General features: G+C 64.7%; 19 protein-coding genes. 12 read left to right on the top strand and 7 right to left on the bottom strand.

The genetic code is table 11. The annotated features are described in order from the left end of the window. Positions 1-21: 21 nt before the first annotated feature. The 4 genes from V473_RS00415 (at position 22) to V473_RS00400 (ending at position 3,625) form a co-directional block, all read left to right on the top strand. Positions 22-456 carry an OsmC family protein gene (locus V473_RS00415; RefSeq protein WP_066599140.1) on the top strand — a complete coding sequence of 145 codons (435 nt, stop codon included), beginning with the start codon at positions 22-24 and terminating at the stop codon, positions 454-456. Further along, positions 453-1,235, top strand: coding sequence for a tyrosine-protein phosphatase (locus V473_RS00410; protein ID WP_066599138.1), 783 nt, complete (start codon positions 453-455; stop codon positions 1,233-1,235). The genes V473_RS00415 and V473_RS00410 overlap by 4 nt, the downstream gene beginning before the upstream one ends. Next, positions 1,232-3,058: a cobaltochelatase subunit CobT gene (gene cobT / locus V473_RS00405; protein ID WP_066599132.1), complete on the top strand. Its 1,827-nt coding sequence runs from the start codon at positions 1,232-1,234 to the stop codon at positions 3,056-3,058. The genes V473_RS00410 and cobT overlap by 4 nt, the downstream gene beginning before the upstream one ends. Positions 3,059-3,154: 96 nt before the next feature. After that, positions 3,155-3,625, top strand: a complete 471-nt coding sequence (locus V473_RS00400) for a GreA/GreB family elongation factor (protein WP_066599130.1) — start codon at positions 3,155-3,157, stop codon at positions 3,623-3,625. Between the two features lie 81 nt (positions 3,626-3,706). Here V473_RS00400 and V473_RS00395 read toward each other — a convergent pair whose 3' ends face one another. From V473_RS00395 to V473_RS00385, 3 genes are all read right to left on the bottom strand, one after another. Next, the gene (locus V473_RS00395; RefSeq protein ID WP_066599127.1) at positions 3,707-4,198 is read right to left on the bottom strand and encodes a Dps family protein; all 492 of its coding nucleotides are present in this window, start codon (positions 4,196-4,198) and stop codon (positions 3,707-3,709) included. Positions 4,199-4,308: 110 nt separating this feature from the next. Further along, on the bottom strand, positions 4,309-4,875 hold the full coding sequence (locus V473_RS00390) for a TMEM165/GDT1 family protein (protein ID WP_066599124.1): 567 nt from the start codon (positions 4,873-4,875) through the stop codon (positions 4,309-4,311). Between the two features lie 12 nt (positions 4,876-4,887). Beyond that, positions 4,888-5,217, bottom strand: coding sequence for a hypothetical protein (locus V473_RS00385; protein ID WP_066599122.1), 330 nt, complete (start codon positions 5,215-5,217; stop codon positions 4,888-4,890). Positions 5,218-5,417: 200 nt separating this feature from the next. Here V473_RS00385 and rpmG point away from each other — a divergent pair, with 200 nt between their 5' ends. After that, complete coding sequence (gene rpmG / locus V473_RS00380) at positions 5,418-5,585, top strand: 50S ribosomal protein L33 (RefSeq protein WP_066599119.1); 168 nt, start codon at positions 5,418-5,420, stop codon at positions 5,583-5,585. A gap of 183 nt (positions 5,586-5,768) precedes the next feature. Here the strand turns inward: rpmG and V473_RS00375 are convergent, their stop codons facing one another. Next, on the bottom strand, positions 5,769-7,622 hold the full coding sequence (locus tag V473_RS00375; RefSeq protein WP_066599113.1) for a PhoX family protein: 1,854 nt from the start codon (positions 7,620-7,622) through the stop codon (positions 5,769-5,771). Positions 7,623-7,773: 151 nt separating this feature from the next. Continuing rightward, the gene (locus tag V473_RS00370; RefSeq protein ID WP_201785464.1) at positions 7,774-8,136 is read right to left on the bottom strand and encodes a response regulator; all 363 of its coding nucleotides are present in this window, start codon (positions 8,134-8,136) and stop codon (positions 7,774-7,776) included. A gap of 66 nt (positions 8,137-8,202) precedes the next feature. Between V473_RS00370 and V473_RS00365 the strand changes: the two genes are divergently transcribed. The 5 genes from V473_RS00365 to V473_RS00345 are packed head-to-tail and all read left to right on the top strand — an operon-like array spanning position 8,203 to position 11,430. Continuing rightward, on the top strand, positions 8,203-8,490 hold the full coding sequence (locus V473_RS00365) for a DUF3572 domain-containing protein (RefSeq protein WP_066599111.1): 288 nt from the start codon (positions 8,203-8,205) through the stop codon (positions 8,488-8,490). Further along, positions 8,487-9,143 carry an HAD family hydrolase gene (locus V473_RS00360; protein WP_066599105.1) on the top strand — a complete coding sequence of 219 codons (657 nt, stop codon included), beginning with the start codon at positions 8,487-8,489 and terminating at the stop codon, positions 9,141-9,143. The genes V473_RS00365 and V473_RS00360 overlap by 4 nt, the downstream gene beginning before the upstream one ends. Continuing rightward, the gene (locus V473_RS00355) at positions 9,140-9,604 is read left to right on the top strand and encodes a RidA family protein (RefSeq protein ID WP_066599103.1); all 465 of its coding nucleotides are present in this window, start codon (positions 9,140-9,142) and stop codon (positions 9,602-9,604) included. Before V473_RS00360 ends, V473_RS00355 begins: the two co-directional genes overlap by 4 nt. Next, on the top strand, positions 9,573-10,304 hold the full coding sequence (locus tag V473_RS00350) for a glycerophosphodiester phosphodiesterase family protein (protein ID WP_066599102.1): 732 nt from the start codon (positions 9,573-9,575) through the stop codon (positions 10,302-10,304). The genes V473_RS00355 and V473_RS00350 overlap by 32 nt, the downstream gene beginning before the upstream one ends. Next, positions 10,297-11,430, top strand: a complete 1,134-nt coding sequence (locus V473_RS00345; protein ID WP_066599100.1) for a GNAT family N-acetyltransferase — start codon at positions 10,297-10,299, stop codon at positions 11,428-11,430. Before V473_RS00350 ends, V473_RS00345 begins: the two co-directional genes overlap by 8 nt. On the opposite strand, the gene V473_RS00340 is transcribed toward V473_RS00345, so the two are convergent. Continuing rightward, positions 11,431-11,727: a hypothetical protein gene (locus V473_RS00340; RefSeq protein WP_066599098.1), complete on the bottom strand. Its 297-nt coding sequence runs from the start codon at positions 11,725-11,727 to the stop codon at positions 11,431-11,433. A gap of 264 nt (positions 11,728-11,991) precedes the next feature. On the opposite strand from V473_RS00340, the gene V473_RS00335 reads away from it, so the two are divergent. Beyond that, positions 11,992-13,224 carry a multidrug effflux MFS transporter gene (locus tag V473_RS00335; RefSeq protein ID WP_244884317.1) on the top strand — a complete coding sequence of 411 codons (1,233 nt, stop codon included), beginning with the start codon at positions 11,992-11,994 and terminating at the stop codon, positions 13,222-13,224. A 59-nt stretch (positions 13,225-13,283) separates the two neighbouring features. On the opposite strand, the gene V473_RS00330 is transcribed toward V473_RS00335, so the two are convergent. Beyond that, positions 13,284-14,846, bottom strand: a complete 1,563-nt coding sequence (locus V473_RS00330; protein WP_066599092.1) for an amino acid permease — start codon at positions 14,844-14,846, stop codon at positions 13,284-13,286. 161 nt (positions 14,847-15,007) lie between these two features. On the opposite strand from V473_RS00330, the gene pgeF reads away from it, so the two are divergent. Next, complete coding sequence (gene pgeF / locus V473_RS00325) at positions 15,008-15,769, top strand: peptidoglycan editing factor PgeF (RefSeq protein ID WP_066599090.1); 762 nt, start codon at positions 15,008-15,010, stop codon at positions 15,767-15,769. The last annotated feature ends 58 nt before the right edge of the window (positions 15,770-15,827 follow it).

Genomic DNA, 15,827 nt, shown 5'->3' with positions numbered 1-15,827 from the left:
CCTTAAAGGCGGGAGTTTCCCATGATCGTCGTCGAACGGATCGACCCAGCAGGTGGCATTGGGGACGGCACGACACACCGGATCAGCATCCGGGGGCATGAGATCGTCGCGGACATGTCCGCGCCCGATGGCGATGACGCCGGGCCGGACCCGCATGACCTGTATGATGCGGCGCTGGGCGCGTGCAAGGCGATGACGATGCTCTGGTATGCGCAGCGCAACGCCATTCCGGTGGAGGACATCCATGTCGGCGTCGTCCGCGACGCGAGCCAGGAGCGCAAAGGCATGTACAAGCTGACCACCCGCATCGCGGTGACGGGGCCGATGAGCGATGAGCAGCATGACAAACTGATCGCGGTTGCCGCTAAATGTCCGGTCCACAAGCTGATGAGCGAGGTTGAGACGCAGATCGAAACGATCGCGGTGCCGCGCGTCGGCGAGGCGGAACGGCCATGAGCGGCGGGGCGATGATGGAGCGGCGCGGATTGCCGCTGGCGAGCGCATTCAACCTGCGCGATTTCGGCGGCTATCCGACGCAGCACGGCCGGCGGGTGCGGCGCGGTATGCTCTACCGGTCGGGCACGATGGCGCTGCTGACGCCGGAGGACAGCGCGCAATTGCAGTCGCTGGGCATCCGGGCCATCTGTGATTTCCGCCGTCCCGGCGAACGCAGGTCGGAACCGACCAGTTGGCATGATGCCGACGTCGATTATTATTGCCGCGATTATAGCGGCGCGACCGGCGTGTTGATGGACCTGGTACGCGAGGATCGGACGACCGCCGCGGACATGCGGGCGGCGATGCTGAATGTCTATCATGAGATCGCGACCGACCATGCCGAAGCCTATCGCGCCATGTTCGCGCAGATGTTGGGCGGGCGGCTGCCCATCCTGATCAACTGTTCGGCCGGCAAGGACCGCACCGGGGCAGGCGCGGCGATGATTCTGGCGGCGCTGGGCGTGGCGCGGGACGACATCGTCGAGGATTATCTGCTGACCAACAGCCATGCCGACTGGGCGTGGCGGCTGGCGCAGGGCGAGAATCATCTGAGCAAGCTGCAGCAGGTCAGGGCTGATGTGGTGGAACCGTTGCTGATCGCCGACGCGGCCTATCTGGAGGCGTTGTTCGCGCAGTTCGACGCTATGCATGGCGGTATCGATGGTTATCTGCGCGACGTGCTGGGCATCGATGCGGCCGCCCGCGCGTCCTTGTGCGATGCGCTGCTGGAAGCATGACGGAACGCTCTCCCCTCGACGCCTTCAAGGATGTGCTGTCCGGCGCGGCGCGGGCGATGACGCGCGACGCGGAAGTGGAGGTCGGCTTCACCGCCGACACGCCCCACGCCGCGGGCAAGGCGATCAAGGTGCCGACGCCCAGTCGCGCTTTGCCCGCCGATCAGGTGGCGCTGGCGCGCGGTTTCGCCGACGCCTCCGCGCTCAAGCTGCGTCATCATAATGCCAAGGTGCACGCCCACTCAGCGCCCGGAGAAGCCGTCGCGCGCGCGGTTTTCGACGCGGTCGAGCAGGCGCGGGTCGAGGCGATCGGTTCGCGGTCGATGGCGGGGGTGCGCGCCAACCTCAACCATGCGCTCGACCTGCGGCTGAAGTCCGACGCGATCCGCCGGGCGCGATCCGCCGACGAGGTGCCGCTCTCGACCGCGCTGGCGCTGAAGGTGCGTGAGCGGCTGACGGGCCAGGCGATCCCCAGGGACGTTGCGGCCGGCGTCGCCATGGTCGACCAGTGGATCGAGGACAGGGCGGGCGCCGATCTCGACGCGCTGGGTCTGGCGATCGACGACCAGCGCGCCTTCCAACGGCTGACGACGGCGATGCTGGAGCATCTGCAACTGATCGACGCCGATGTGCCGCCCGACACGGAGGAGCCTGAATCTCAGGAAGAGAGCGACGAGCAGGAAGAGCAGCAGGAAGAAGGCGATAGCGGCCAGGACGAGTCGGGCGACAGCGACATGAACGCCGAGGCGCGCGCCGAGGACCAGGGCGGCGACACCGAAGAGGGCGACACAGACTATAGCGACGAGTTCGACGCCGACAGCGATGCAGGCGCGGACGATATGGGCGAAGAAGGCATGATGCCGGTCCGCCCCAACCGGCCGCTGTCCGACCTGCCGCCCGGTTTCGATTATAAGGCCTATACGCTGAGGTTCGACGAGGTCGTCAGCCCCGAAGAGCTGTGCGACGAGGACGAGCTGTTGCGGCTGCGCGGCTTCCTGGACCAGCAACTGGTCAGTTTGCAGGGCGCTGTGACGAAGCTGGCCAACCGCTTGCAGCGCCGTTTGATGGCGCAGCAGTCGCGGTCGTGGGATTTCGACCAGGAAGAGGGGATGCTGGACGCGGCGCGGCTGGCGCGGATCGTGATCGATCCCACCCATTCGCTGTCCTACAAGATCGAGCGCGACACCGAGTTTCGCGACACCGTCGTCACGCTGTTGATCGACAATAGCGGATCGATGCGTGGCCGGCCGATCAGCATCGCGGCGATCAGCGCCGACATCATGGCGCGCACGCTGGAGCGGTGCGGGGTCAAGACCGAGATATTGGGCTTCACCACGCGGGCGTGGAAGGGCGGGCAGAGCCGCGAGGAATGGCTGGCCGCCGGGCGTCCTCCGATGCCGGGGCGACTCAATGACCTGCGCCATATCGTCTACAAGAAGGCCGACGATCCATGGCGGCGGGCGCGCAAGAATCTGGGCCTGATGATGCGTGAAGGGCTGCTGAAGGAGAATATCGACGGCGAGGCGCTGCTATGGGCGCACAGCCGGCTGATCGCGCGGCCCGAAGAGCGGCGCATCCTGATGGTGATCTCCGACGGCGCGCCGGTGGACGATTCGACCCTGTCGGTGAACAGCGGCACCTATCTGGAGCGGCATTTGCGGCAGGTGATCGACTGGATCGAGAACCGATCGCCGGTGCAATTGGTCGCGATCGGCATCGGTCATGACGTGACCCGCTATTATCGTCGCGCGGTGACGATCATGGACGCCGAGCAATTGGGTGGAACCATGGTGGAGCAGCTCGCCGGATTATTCGACGAAGATTGACGATAAAATCATAGGCCTGCCGAGGCAGGAGCCCAGTCTCATGCATTTGGACCGGGCTTCCGCCTTCGCAGGCCTATTTGTGTTTGGAGAGTTTGCATGAGCGTGGCCTTTCGTCGCGAGAGCGATGACGAGCATATGGAGCCCAAGTTCGAGCTGCCGCTGCCGACCGGTCCCAATTGGGTTACGGCGCGGGGGCTGCGACTGACGCGGGAGAAGGTGCAGGCGCTGGAGAGCGTCGACAGCGGCGCCATGGAAGAAGAGGCCGGCAAGAAACATAAGCGGGTGCTGCGCTATTGGCGCACGCGGCTGGCGACGGCGGAATTGCAGGCGGCGCCCGATGGCGATGCGGTCGCGTTCGGGACGCGGGTGCGCTATCGGTTGAACGGACAGGACAAGACTGTGGCCATCGTCGGCGATGACGAAGCCGATCCGCATGAAGGGCGGATCAGCTTCTCTTCCCCGCTTGCCCGCGCGATGCTGGAGGCGGAGGTCGGCGAGAAGGTCGATTTTGCAGGAAAGGCCGAAGCGGTCGAGATAGTGGCGATTACGGTGATTGGCGAGGACTGATCTTCACTCGACCCGTTTCCTACGGTCAAAAAAACCCGCCGTTTTGCGCCGGCGGGCTTTTTGTTTTGGTTCAAAGACGAATCACGCCCCGCGGGCCGCTTCGAACAGGAACCAGGCGCGCTGTTCGGCCTGATCGGTCCAGTCGTCGACAATGCCTTCGGTCGCGTTGTCGCCCGCTTCGGTCGCGGCGGCCTTCACCGCGCGGAAGGTTTCGACCAGCGCCAGATTGTCGTCGCGCAATTCCTTGAGCATGTCCGCCGGGGCTACGAACTCGGCGTCGTTATCCTTGACGGTCTGGCGCCGGGCAATGTCGCCGATCGAGCGCAGGGTCACGTTGCCGGTCTTGCGCACGCGCTCGGCGATCAGGTCGGTCGTGCCCAATATCTCGGTCGCCTGCTCGTCGAACATCAGATGATAGTCGCGAAAATGCGGGCCGGAGACGTGCCAGTGGAAATTCTTAGTCTTGAGATACAGCGCGTAGCTGTCCGCCAATGCGCCGTTGAGCGCTTCGGCGACGGACTTGGTTGCGTTGCTTTTGAGGTCGGTCGGGGTCTTCAGATCGGGCGCGGTCATGCACTATCCTCCTGTTCGCGAAAATGATTTCGGATATATAATGAACGCGCGCCCAGATGGTGCCATTTTTTCGGGTGGGAATATCCGATCAGCGTGATGGAGCCGGTCGATCAGAGCAGGCCGGTCGCTGACAGCGCCATGCCGGCCCCGGCCAGCAGCAGCAGCGCGCCGCCGGTCCAGCGGATCGCCCGCAGCGGCAGCGCCGCCAGGATGCGCGCGCGCAGCAGCACGACGGGGACAAGCGCGGCGATGACGCCGAGTGCGCCGCCGATTCCGGCCAGCATCGGATCGGCCGTGCGGGTGGCGATGCCCAGTATCAGAAATTGCGGGCCGTCGCCAAAGCCCAGGATGAAGAGGCCGAGCGCGGTGGTCAGGAAAGCGCCAGTCGGCCAGCCAGAAAGCGGATCGGGCGCGGAGGCCGGCCAGAACAGGCCTGCGCCCAGGAAGATGACGGACAACGCCATGAACAGCAGCCGGGCGTCCGCGCCCAGCATCGGCCCGATCCAGGCGCCGGCAAAGGCGGAGATGATGGCGTTGGCGGTGGCCGCGACGACAATCCCGGCGATGACCGCGCCGTTGCGATCATAGCGGGTGGCGAGCGCCAGGACGAGCAACTGGCTCTTGTCTCCGATTTCGCCGAGCACGCAGCCGAGCAGGGCGATCAGCAGGGCGTCCATCGGCGGCGCGAATCAGGCGCGCAGGGCGTGGATGGTGGCGGACGGCATCGCCTGCGGGATTATCGGAACGATGTCAGCGGCGGGCATATCCTGCGCGATCGCATCGCGCATCAGGTCGAGATAGGACAGCATGATCGGGCCAAGTCCATGCAGCGACAGAGCCGATTCGAGCGTACCGGCCAATCCTTCGACCGTGTCGAGGCGGAAGGCGCGGGCGATGTGGCGAATCTGGTCCAGTTCGTCGTGCAGGCGCGGAGCCGACAGATGGCCGCGCTGGTTCGCCAGCCCGTCGACCCGGCGCATCAGGTCCGCCAATATGGCCAGCATCGGATCATGTCGCATGGGAAAGCCCCCGTCTTATCGCCCCACAAACGATCATGCGCCCGATTGGTTAAGGGCGTGTAAAGTGCGTAGATCGAGCGCGCGATAGGATGCCCAGCCTTGACATGAATCCGAATCTACCGCATGGGCCACGGCTGAAACGGAGCGGTCTGCATTGGCCGCTTTATCTTTTTACGCACTTACGACCAGGGAATAGGGCCATGGCCAAGCCGGCAACCGTCAAGATTCGTCTCGTCAGCACGGCTGACACTGGCTTCTTCTACGTCACGAAGAAGAACCCGCGCACCAAGACCGAGAAGTTCAGCTTCCGTAAGTATGACCCGGTCGTGCGCAAGCATGTCGAGTTCAAGGAAGCCAAGATCAAGTAAGCCGCTGCGGGTCCAGACCCGCGCGTTTGATCTTTCGGTTTTCGAAACCGAAAAAGGCCCGTTCCCTTCGTGGGACCGGGCCTTTTTCTGTTGCTATCGGCCCGATTTCGGGAAGCAAAGAGGGAGGACCATGACAGGCCCTCCCCAACCCCTCCCGCAAGCGGGAAGGGGATTTGGTCGTGCCTAATTGCCGACTGGCTGGCTGTCGGTGCGGCGCACGACGATGGTCGAGGAGCGCGGCTCCTGTCCCGCTATCGGCCAGTCGCCGGTGGGATGCTGGATGTTCACGAAGAAGGTCTTGAGGTCCGGCGTATAGGCGAGGCCGGTGATCTCGCAGCCTTTCGGCCCCACCAGGAAGCGCGACGACTTCTTGGTGGTCTGGTCGATGTGGAACATCGCGTTTTGACCGAACACATCCTCGATCGACGTGTCAGGCTTGCCCGACGTGCCGGGAACGCTGTGGTCGGTCTGGACCCACAGACGGCCCTGGGGGTCGATGCGGATGCCGTCGGGGCTGGAGAAGGTGTCGCCGTTGATGTCGCCTTCCAGCTTGTCGCCGAAGCCGGCCAGGCTCGGATCACCCGCCAGCAGGAAGATTTCCCAGCTGAACGTCATGGCGAGCGGCGAATTCCCCTCCTCCTTGAACTTCACGATATGGCCGTGACGGTTCTTGGTGCGCGGATTGGCGGCATCGACCACAGCGCGGCTGCTGTTGTTGGTCAGCGTGACGAACACGGCGCTGTTATCGGGCGCGACCGTGATCCATTCCGGCCGATCCATCACGGTGCCGCCTGCGACGCGCGCGGCCGAGATGGTGTTGACCAGGACATCGCCCTGGTTGCGGAAATCGACGATTTCCGGCGTCTGCGGACCCTGGCTGACATTGCCGGGGTCGGATGCGCCGACGGTCAGGCCATTCTGGCCCTGGACCAATGCGCGCCATTGCCCGGTGCCGTCCGCGTTGAAGCGCGCGACATAAAGAGTGCCATGATCGAGCATGTCGCGGTTCTGGGCGCGGTTGCTGCTGGAAAAGGCGCGGTCGCACACGAATTTGTAAATGCAGCCCGGCGTGCCGTCATGGCCCATATAGAAAGCGACGCGGCTATCGCCATTGGCCATATAGGCGGTGTTTTCATGGTCGAAACGGCCAAGCGCGGTGCGCTTGGTCGGCACGTCCAGTTCCTGATAGGGGTCGATTTCGACCACCCAGCCATAATCTTCCTCAGGCTGCGTCGGATCGAGATAATTGTCGGTCGATTCCTCGCAGGTCAGATAGGTGCCCCAAGGGGTGCGGCCCGACGAGCAATTGTTCAACATGCCCTTGATCGTGCCCGACAGCAGGCCCGATGCGGGGCCGCTGGCCTTGTAGCTGCTGTTGCCGGTGTAACGCTTGTTATATTTGGAGCCGGCCTTCACCGCCCATTTGCCGTCCGATCCCTTGGCGATCTCTACCACGCCGATGCCGACGGCGGACAGCGCCAGCGCCTTCTGGTCGGCGGTCGCGGTCGCGGCGTCGTAGCTGCCGTCCATCAGGATGTTGAAATCGGGATATTCGAAGTTCAGGGCCAGCAGGCCGCCACCGTTGGCGTCCGTGCCCGACAGTTCATAATATTCCATGCCGTCATGGTTGCCGCCGGCCCATTTTTCGGCGTCGGCAGGCGTCGGGAAGCTACCCGAATAGGGGGTGCCGGTTTCGACCGAATCGCCGGCCTTGAGCAGGATATCGACGGTGTAGCCGGTCGGCACGGTCACGGTGTCGTTCATGTTGGCGGCGACGGCGGCGAAACTGATGCCGTAGCTGGGCGCCGGGGTCGGCGTTGGGGTCGGCGTGGGCGTGCTCGAATCGTCATCATCGTCGCCGCAGGCGGCCAGCGTGCCCAGCATGGGCAGGATCGACAGGCCGAGCAGGCCGTTCTTCAGCACGGAGCGGCGGCCCGGATTGGCGGCGACGATCGCTTCCAGGCTGTTTGCGCCCATATCGATGGTGGGCTGCGCGGCGCGAGAGGCCGCGCGCGCCTCGTCGGTCAGATGAGACATGGATATCTACCCCTGGTTTGTTGCAGGGCCGTCGGCGGGACGCCGCAGCCTTGGGCAGCGGGTTGACAGAGGGGCATGACGGCAAGGCTTCGAAACGAAGTCACGTCCGTGAAAAACATATGACAACGCGGTGACGACGCTGTCGGGAGCGCTACAGCAGGGCGTTCACCTGCTCGACGAAGCGCAGCACCGATATAGGCTTGGAGACATAGGCCTGCGCCCCGGCGGCGCGAATCCGGTCTTCGTCGCCATGCCCGGCATAGGCGGTGACCGCCATGATCGGGACGCCGGACAGCCGATCATCCGCCTTGAGCGAGACGATGAGGTCGAGACCACTGACATGGGGCAGATGGATGTCGGTAATGACGAGGTCGGGTAGGAAGTCTTGCGCCTGGGCCAGCACGTCGCGCCCGTCGCGACAGGCAAGCACCTCATGCCCGTGCGCGCGCAGCAGGTCGCAAAAAAGTTTGAGATTGAGTTCGTTGTCCTCGACAACGAGCACGCGCTTTGCCACCAGTCACCCGCGGTCCGAAAATGAATTTGGGGCGCATCTACACCCACCCCGCCCCGAAAGCCAATCATGCGACCCGACACAGGCAATGGCAAGCAGGATAGCAATCCAGATGCCGCGACCCTGGCGCTGATGGCGCTGGGGTGGACGTTGAGCGACGTAGGGCGGGCCGAGCGGCTGCTGTCGCTGACGGGGCTGGATGCCGACGCGCTGCGCGCGGGGATCGACAATCCCGCGATATTGGGCGCGGTGCTGGCTTTCCTGGCCGACCATGAGCCGGACCTGATCGCCTGCGCCGATGCGATCGACACCACGCCCGCCGCGCTGATCGCGGCGCAGGAGAGATTGAGCCGATGACCCGCCCGCTGATCATCACCGATTGCGACGAGGTGCTTTTGCACATGGTCGTGCCGTTCCGTCATTGGCTGGACGAGACGCATGACGTGCATTTCGACATGCATGATCGCGGCTTCGCCGAGGCGCTGCGGCACAAGGATAGCGGCGCGGTGGTCGAACGCGCGCTGGTATGGGAGTTGCTGCTGGGCTTTTTCGACACCGAAATGCACCGGCAGACACCGATCGCGGGCGCGATCGAAACGATCCAGCGGCTGTCACGCATCGCCGACATCGTCGTGCTGACCAACATCACCGAACGGCACCAGCAAGCCCGCTCCGCGCAACTCGCGTCCCATGGCCTGACGCTGCCGGTCCACTGGAATCAGGGCGGCAAGGGGCAACCGCTGGCCGCTATCGTGGCGGAGCGCCAGCCCAGCGTTACCCTGTTCATCGACGATCTGGCCGAACATCATAAATCGGTCGCCTCCCATGCGCCGGACGTGTGGCGGCTGCACATGGTGGGCGAACCGGAAATCGCCGGACATGTGGCCGACGCCACCCATGCCCATGTGCGGATTGACGATTGGGCGGCGGCCGAACAATGGATCAGGGAGAAGCTGGCGCAAGGGCCAGCCCCGACCGACACAGGCATCATCCAAGGAGTCCCATCATGAGCATCGAAGCCCGCCTGACCGAATTGGGCATCACCCTGCCCCAGGCCGCCGCCCCCGTCGCCGCCTATGTCGCTGCGGTTGAAGCGAACGGCCTGCTGCATATCAGCGGCCAGATCGCACTGGCGCCCGACGGCCTGATGACTGGCCGCCTCGGCGAAGATAAGGATCTGGATTACGGCGTCGCCGCTGCGCGGGTGTGCGGCCTCAACCTGATCGCCCAGATGAAGGCGGCGCTGGGATCGCTCGACCGGGTCGAACGTATCGTCAAGCTGGGCGCGTTCATCGCCAGCGCGCCGTCCTTCACCGACCAGCCCAAGGTCGCCAATGGCGCGTCGGAACTGATGGTCGAAGTCTTCGGCGAAGCGGGCAAACATGCGCGCAGCGCGGTCGGCGTGCCGGTGCTGCCGCTGGGTGCTGTGGTCGAGATCGATGCGATCGTGCTTGTCAAAGCGCAGGCCTGATTTTCCGACCGATCGCTCCTTCGCCCATCGTGGATTACACGGTGGCGGCGTGAGCGAGAATGGGATGGCGGCGTTCGATGCCGCCATCGCCGCCGGCCATGGCATCGAATGTGATGTGCGGGCGAGCCGCGACGGCGTCGCCTTCGTCTTTCACGACGCGACGTTGGGCAGGATGGCCGGGCGCGAAGAGGCGCTCGCCGCGCTGGACGCCGTGGCGATTGACGGCGTCACCCTGCCCGATGGCGGCGCGATCCCGCGCTTGGCGGCGCTGCTGGCGCGGTGCGGCGGACGGGTGCCGCTATTGGTAGAGATCAAGGCGGAGGGGCGGCATGTCCGGCCGATTTGCGCAGCGGTGGCGCGCGACCTGGCCGCATGGCCCTATGCGCCGGTGGCGGTCATGTCCTTCAACCCATGGGCGGTGCGCTGGTTCGTGCGACAGCGAGTTGGACAGTATCTCGGCCTTGTCGTGACGCAACAGGGCAAGGGGCGAATGCGCGGCCCGATCGAACGCGCCCTTGCACTTTGGCTGTCGAAACCCGATTTTCTGGCCTGTGATATACGCGACCTGCCCTCTCGCCTGTCCCGCCACGCCCGCGCCAGGGGACTGCCCGTGCTGACATGGACCGTGCGCAGCGCCGCCGATCGCGCGCGGGCGGCGATTCATGCCGACCAGATCATCTTCGAGCATCCTCATGACTGAGGTCGTGGCGCGGATCGCGGCGGGCGTCGCGGATTTTGATCGGGACCAATGGGATGCTTGCGCAGGAACAGGTAACCCATTCATAAGTTGGGATTTTCTTGTCGCATTGGAGCGATCCGGCAGCGTCGGCGAAGGCAGCGGCTGGCAGCCTTTGCCGATCGTGGTCGATGGGCCGGACGGCCGCATCGCCGCGGCGGCGCCCGCCTATGGCAAGAGCCACAGCCAGGGCGAATATGTGTTCGACCATAGCTGGGCCGACGCCTGGGAGCGGGCGGGCGGGCGTTATTACCCCAAGATCCAGATCGCCGCGCCCTTCTCCCCCGTTCCCGGCCCCCGCTTGCTGCTGCGCGACGAGAGCATGGCGCCCGCCCTGATCGCAGGGATCGAGACCCTGGTGGAGCGCAACGGCCTGTCGTCGGCCCATGCGACCTTCGTCGCGCCAGAGCAGGTGCCGCTGTTCGAGGCGGCGGACTGGCTGATCCGGGAGGATAGCCAGTTCCACTGGACCAATCGCGGCTATGGCGGGTTCAGCGATTTCCTGGCCGACCTGTCGAGCGAAAAGCGCAAGAATATCCGCAAGGAGCGGGCGCGCGCGGTCGAGGGACTGGAAATCGTCCATCTGAGCGGCGGCGACCTGACCGAAGGGCATTGGGATATGTTCTGGCGCTTCTACCAGGATACCGGCGCGCGCAAATGGGGGCAGCCCTATCTGACCCGCGCCTTCTTCTCGATCATCGGCGAGACGATGGCGGAGAGGGTGTTGCTGATCCTGGCGCTGCGCGACGGACGACCGATCGCGGGCGCGCTCAACCTGATCGGCGCGGATACGCTGTACGGCCGCTATTGGGGCTGCGTCGAGGACGTCCCCAACCTGCATTTCGAGCTATGCTATTATCAGGCGATCGACGCGGCGATCGCGCGCGGGCTCCGCAAGGTGGAGGCGGGCGCGCAGGGCGGGCACAAGCTGGCGCGGGGCTATGCGCCCGAACCGACCTTTTCCGCCCATTATGTTCCCAATGCGGGCTTTCGCCGGGCTATCGCCGATTTCCTGACGGCCGAACGCGCGGGCGTGCGGCAGGACCGGATGTGGCTGGCCGAACGGACGCCGTTCAGAAAAGGCGACTGATCAGGCGGCGCGAAGCTGACTGGCGGCGATGACGGCGCGGGCCTGGCGCTGCGCCTCGGCGATTTCGCGCGCGGTCATTTCCTCGGCGATTTCGGCGCGCATCGACTGACCCTGCTCGCTGCCGCGCAGCGCCGCCAGGTTGAACCATTTATGCGCTTCGACCAGATCGATCGGCAGGTCGCCGGTGCCGCAGCTATAGGCCACGCCCAGGTCGAAACAATCGTCGGCCGATCCATATGCTGCCCGCGACAGGCGGGCTTCCATTAGAAATTCTGCGCTCTTGATGCTGTTGCCCATGTGATTTCCCCTGTTCCCAATCTAATGCAATGGATCTGGACCCCCTTTTCCACGAACAGCAGGTTTGACCGGGAAGCGATAAGAAATGGTTAATGCGATTTTCGCCGTAACAGCGCGCGCCTAAGGTAATCGGGGCGCAACCAGGGTTAACGCTTCGCCGAACTTCTTGGCATCAGTAGCGGATTGGGACTGGCATCGTCGGACCATTGCCCGCATAGCCCCGGCATGAGTTCAGTCCCCCCTACTTCGCCCGCCCCAGCGCGCATGGACATCCAGTTCCGCGAATTCGTGCTGCTATGCGCCTGCCTGATGGCGATGAACGCGCTGTCGATCGACCCGATGTTGCCGGCATTGCCGGAAATCGGCCGCGATCTTGCCATCCCGCATCCCAATGACCGGCAACTGATCATCAGCGTCTATTTCCTGGGGCTGGGCTTTGGGTCTTTGCTGTTTGGCGTCTTGTCGGACCGATATGGGCGCAAAAAGGTGCTGGGCTGGGCGATAGCGCTGTTCATCGTCTCATCGGTCGCCTGCGCCAGTGCGCAAAGCTTCACCATGATGCTGGTGGGCCGGGCCTGCGCCGGATTTTTCGCCGGGGCGAGCAGGGTGATCACCGTGGGCATCGTGCGCGACCGGTTCAAGGGCGACGCGATGGCGCGGGTGATGTCGTTGATCTTCGCGGTGTTCATGCTGATCCCGGTGATGGCGCCCAGTTTCGGCCAGGCGATATTGTGGGTCGCGCCGTGGCGCTGGATCTTCTGGGCGCTGGTGATCCTGGCCAGCCTGGTTCTGATCTGGATGACGGTGCGCCTGCCCGAAACGCTGTTGCCGGAAAACCGGATGCGGATCACGGTGCGATCGCTGATGCAGACGGTGGGCATGGTGATGCGCACGCGCAGTTCGATCGGCTATATGCTGGCGAGCGGCGCGGTGATGGGCGGCCTGATCGGCTTCATCCTGTCGGTCCAGCAGATTTTTTTCGATGTGTTCGAGGCAGAGCATATCTTTCCGATCGCCTTTGCCGCGATCGCCGGGTGCATGGGCATCGGCAGCCTGATCAACAGCCGGCTGGTGCAGCGATTCGGCGCCCGGCGGATGAGCCAGAGCGCGCTGATCGCCTTCATCCTGATCGCCGCGGTCCATCTGGCGGTGATTCTGACGGGGATGGAGACGCTGGCCACCTTCATGGCGCTGCAGGCGATGACGATGATGACCGTCGCCTTCACCGCGTCCAATTTCAGCGCGATTTCGATGGAACCGTTCCACAAGGGCGCGGGCGTCGCCTCCTCCTTCCAGGCGTTCCTGACGACGGCGCTGTCGAGCGCGCTGGGCAGCATCGTCGGCCGCGCCTTTGACGGCACCACCCTGCCCTTCACCATCGGATTGCTGGTGTTCGGCATCGGGTCGTTCCTGATCGTGATCTGGGCGGAACGGGGCAAGCTGTTCACCCGACCCCACCATGGCGGGCTGCGCGAGGCGGAGATCGACTTTCACTGAAGCAGGCTGAAACGGACAAGAAAAAGGGGCGGAAAACCGCCCCTTTTTCTTTGTGTCGATCAGGCGTCCTGCCCGCCCGGCGTATGCGCGCCGGGGAGCGGCGGCACCGGCTGGGGCGGGATGCCGGCGTCGTCCTCTGGCACGTCCACCACACCGCGGCCGACATGGCTGCGGCTGCGGCTATAGCCGAAATAGACCAAGAGGCCGATCGCCGCCCAACCGACGAACATCAGCTTAGTTTCGACGCCCAGGCTCCAGAAGAGATAGAGGCAGCCCAGGATCGCGATTGGCGCGGTCACCATGATCGCGGGAGTGCGGAACGGGCGAGCGCGGCCCGGATCGCTCTTGCGCAATTGCATCACGGCGATCGACACGGCGGCGAACGCGAACAGCGTGCCGGAGTTGGAGATATCCGCCAGAATACCGACCGGGAAGAAGGCCGCGAACAAAGCGACGAAGATGCCGGTCAGGATGGTGATGACATGGGGCGTCTTGTAGGTCGGATGCACCTTCGAAAAGACAGCCGGCAGGAGGCCATCGCGGCTCATGACGAAGAAGATGCGGGTCTGGCCGAACATCATCATCAGGATGACCGAGGGCAGCGCCAGGCCGGCGGCGAGGCCGAGCAGGTTGCCGATCTGGGGCCAGCCGATTTCGCGCAGGGTCCAGGCCAGCGCTTCCTTCGAGCAGGTCACCGCTTCGGTGCCGGCGGCGGCGAGCGCGGCGCATTGCTGCGACAGGGCCGTCGAACCGGGGGCCAGAATTTCGCCGGCCGGACCCGCAACGGGCTGTGCGCCGACGGTGCCGATGACGCCGGCGGCGACCAGCATGTAGAAGATGGTGCAGATGCCGAGCGAGCCGATCAGGCCGATCGGCATGTTGCGCTGCGGGTTCTTGGTTTCTTCAGCGGCGGTCGAAACGGCGTCGAAGCCGACATAGGCGAAGAAGATCGAGGCGGCGGCCGCCGAAATGCCCGAAAAACCGAGCGGGGCGAAGGGGGTGAACTTGTCCATGTTGATGACCGGCAGGGCCAGAACGATGAACAGGGTCAGCGCGGCGACCTTGATGAGCACCAGCACGGCGTTGACGGTCGCGCTTTCCTTGGTTCCGATGACCAGCAGCCAGGTGACAAGCGAGGCAATCAGCATCGCGGGCAGGTTCACCATGCCGCCGTCGAACGGGCCGCGGGTCAACAGGTCTGGTATGTCCATATGGAATGTATGTTCGATGAGGCCCACGACATAGCCGGACCAGCCGACCGATACCGCGCCGGCCGCCACCGCATATTCCAGGATCAGCGCCCAGCCGACCATCCAGGCGATGAGTTCGCCCATGACCGCATAGCTGTAGGTATAGGCCGAACCCGACACCGGGACCATGGCGGCCATTTCGGCATAGCAGAGCGCCGCGACCGCACAGACGAAGCCGGCGATGACGAAGGAGAGCATCATGCCCGGCCCCGCCTTTTGCGCGGCCTCCGCCGTCAGCACGAAGATTCCGGTGCCGATGACGGCGCCGATGCCCAACATGGTCAGCTGGAACGCGCCCAGCGACCGGTGCAGCGATTTCTTCTCGGCCGTCGCCAATATGGCGTCGAGAGGCTTAACGCGCCCGAAAATCATGGATGATGCCCTTTACACTCATTTGTTCTGCTCGGACGACGCGCCGCCGCCCCGGTTGAGCTATGGAGGGGAGACTATCGCCTAATCCGCCACGCGCAAGTATGTTGCGTGGATGCGACATGCTCGTCCAAATGCGGCGCGCGGTGACAAGGGGTTGATTGATGATCGAATTGCTGCGTGCGTCGGGGCTGGAAATGGTGCCTCATGGCTTTGCCGGACGGCGCGGCGGGGTATCGAAAGGGGTCCATGCAGGGTTGAATGTCGGCCTGGGATCGGCGGACGAACGCGACGCAGTGCTGCGCAATCGCGACCTGGCGCGGGACGCGCTGCTGCCCGGTGCGACGCTGGTGACGGTGCGGCAGGTCCATTCGCCCGACGTCGTGACGGTGACCGCGCCGATCGCAGAGGGCGAACGGCCGGGCGCCGACGCGCTGGTCACGGACCGGCGGGGACTGGTGCTGGGGATATTGACCGCCGACTGCGTGCCGGTGCTGTTCGCAGATGCGACGGCGGGCGTGGTGGGCGCGGCCCATGCGGGGTGGAAGGGCGCGATCGGAGGCGTCACGGACCGCACAATCGACGCGATGGTGGGGTTGGGGGCCGATCCGGCGCGAATCGCCTGCGCCATCGGGCCGTGCATCGGCCGCGTCTCCTATGAGGTCACGGACGATTTCGCGGCGCGCTTCGTCGATGACGACGCGGCCAATGAGCGCTTCTTCACGCCGGGTCGGCCGGATCATTGCCAGTTCGATATCGCCGCCTATGTCGCGGCGCGGCTGGCGGGGGCCGGCGTGGGCCGGATCGCGATGCTGGACGAGGATACCTACAGCCAGCCCGATCGATTCTACAGCTATCGCCGGTCCTGTCATCGGGGCGAGAGCGATTATGGGCGGCAGATTTCGATGATCGCGCTGCCGGGCTGACACGGAAAGGCGTTCGCGTCGCGCGCCGTTTCTCGACTTCGCTCGAAACGAACGGCGC

Source organism: Sphingobium cupriresistens LL01, assembly GCF_001046645.1.
Classification (GTDB): Bacteria; Pseudomonadota; Alphaproteobacteria; order Sphingomonadales; family Sphingomonadaceae; genus Sphingobium; species Sphingobium cupriresistens.
The sequence above is the reverse complement of the archived record's forward strand: the minus strand, read 5'-3'. Positions and strand labels throughout refer to the sequence as shown.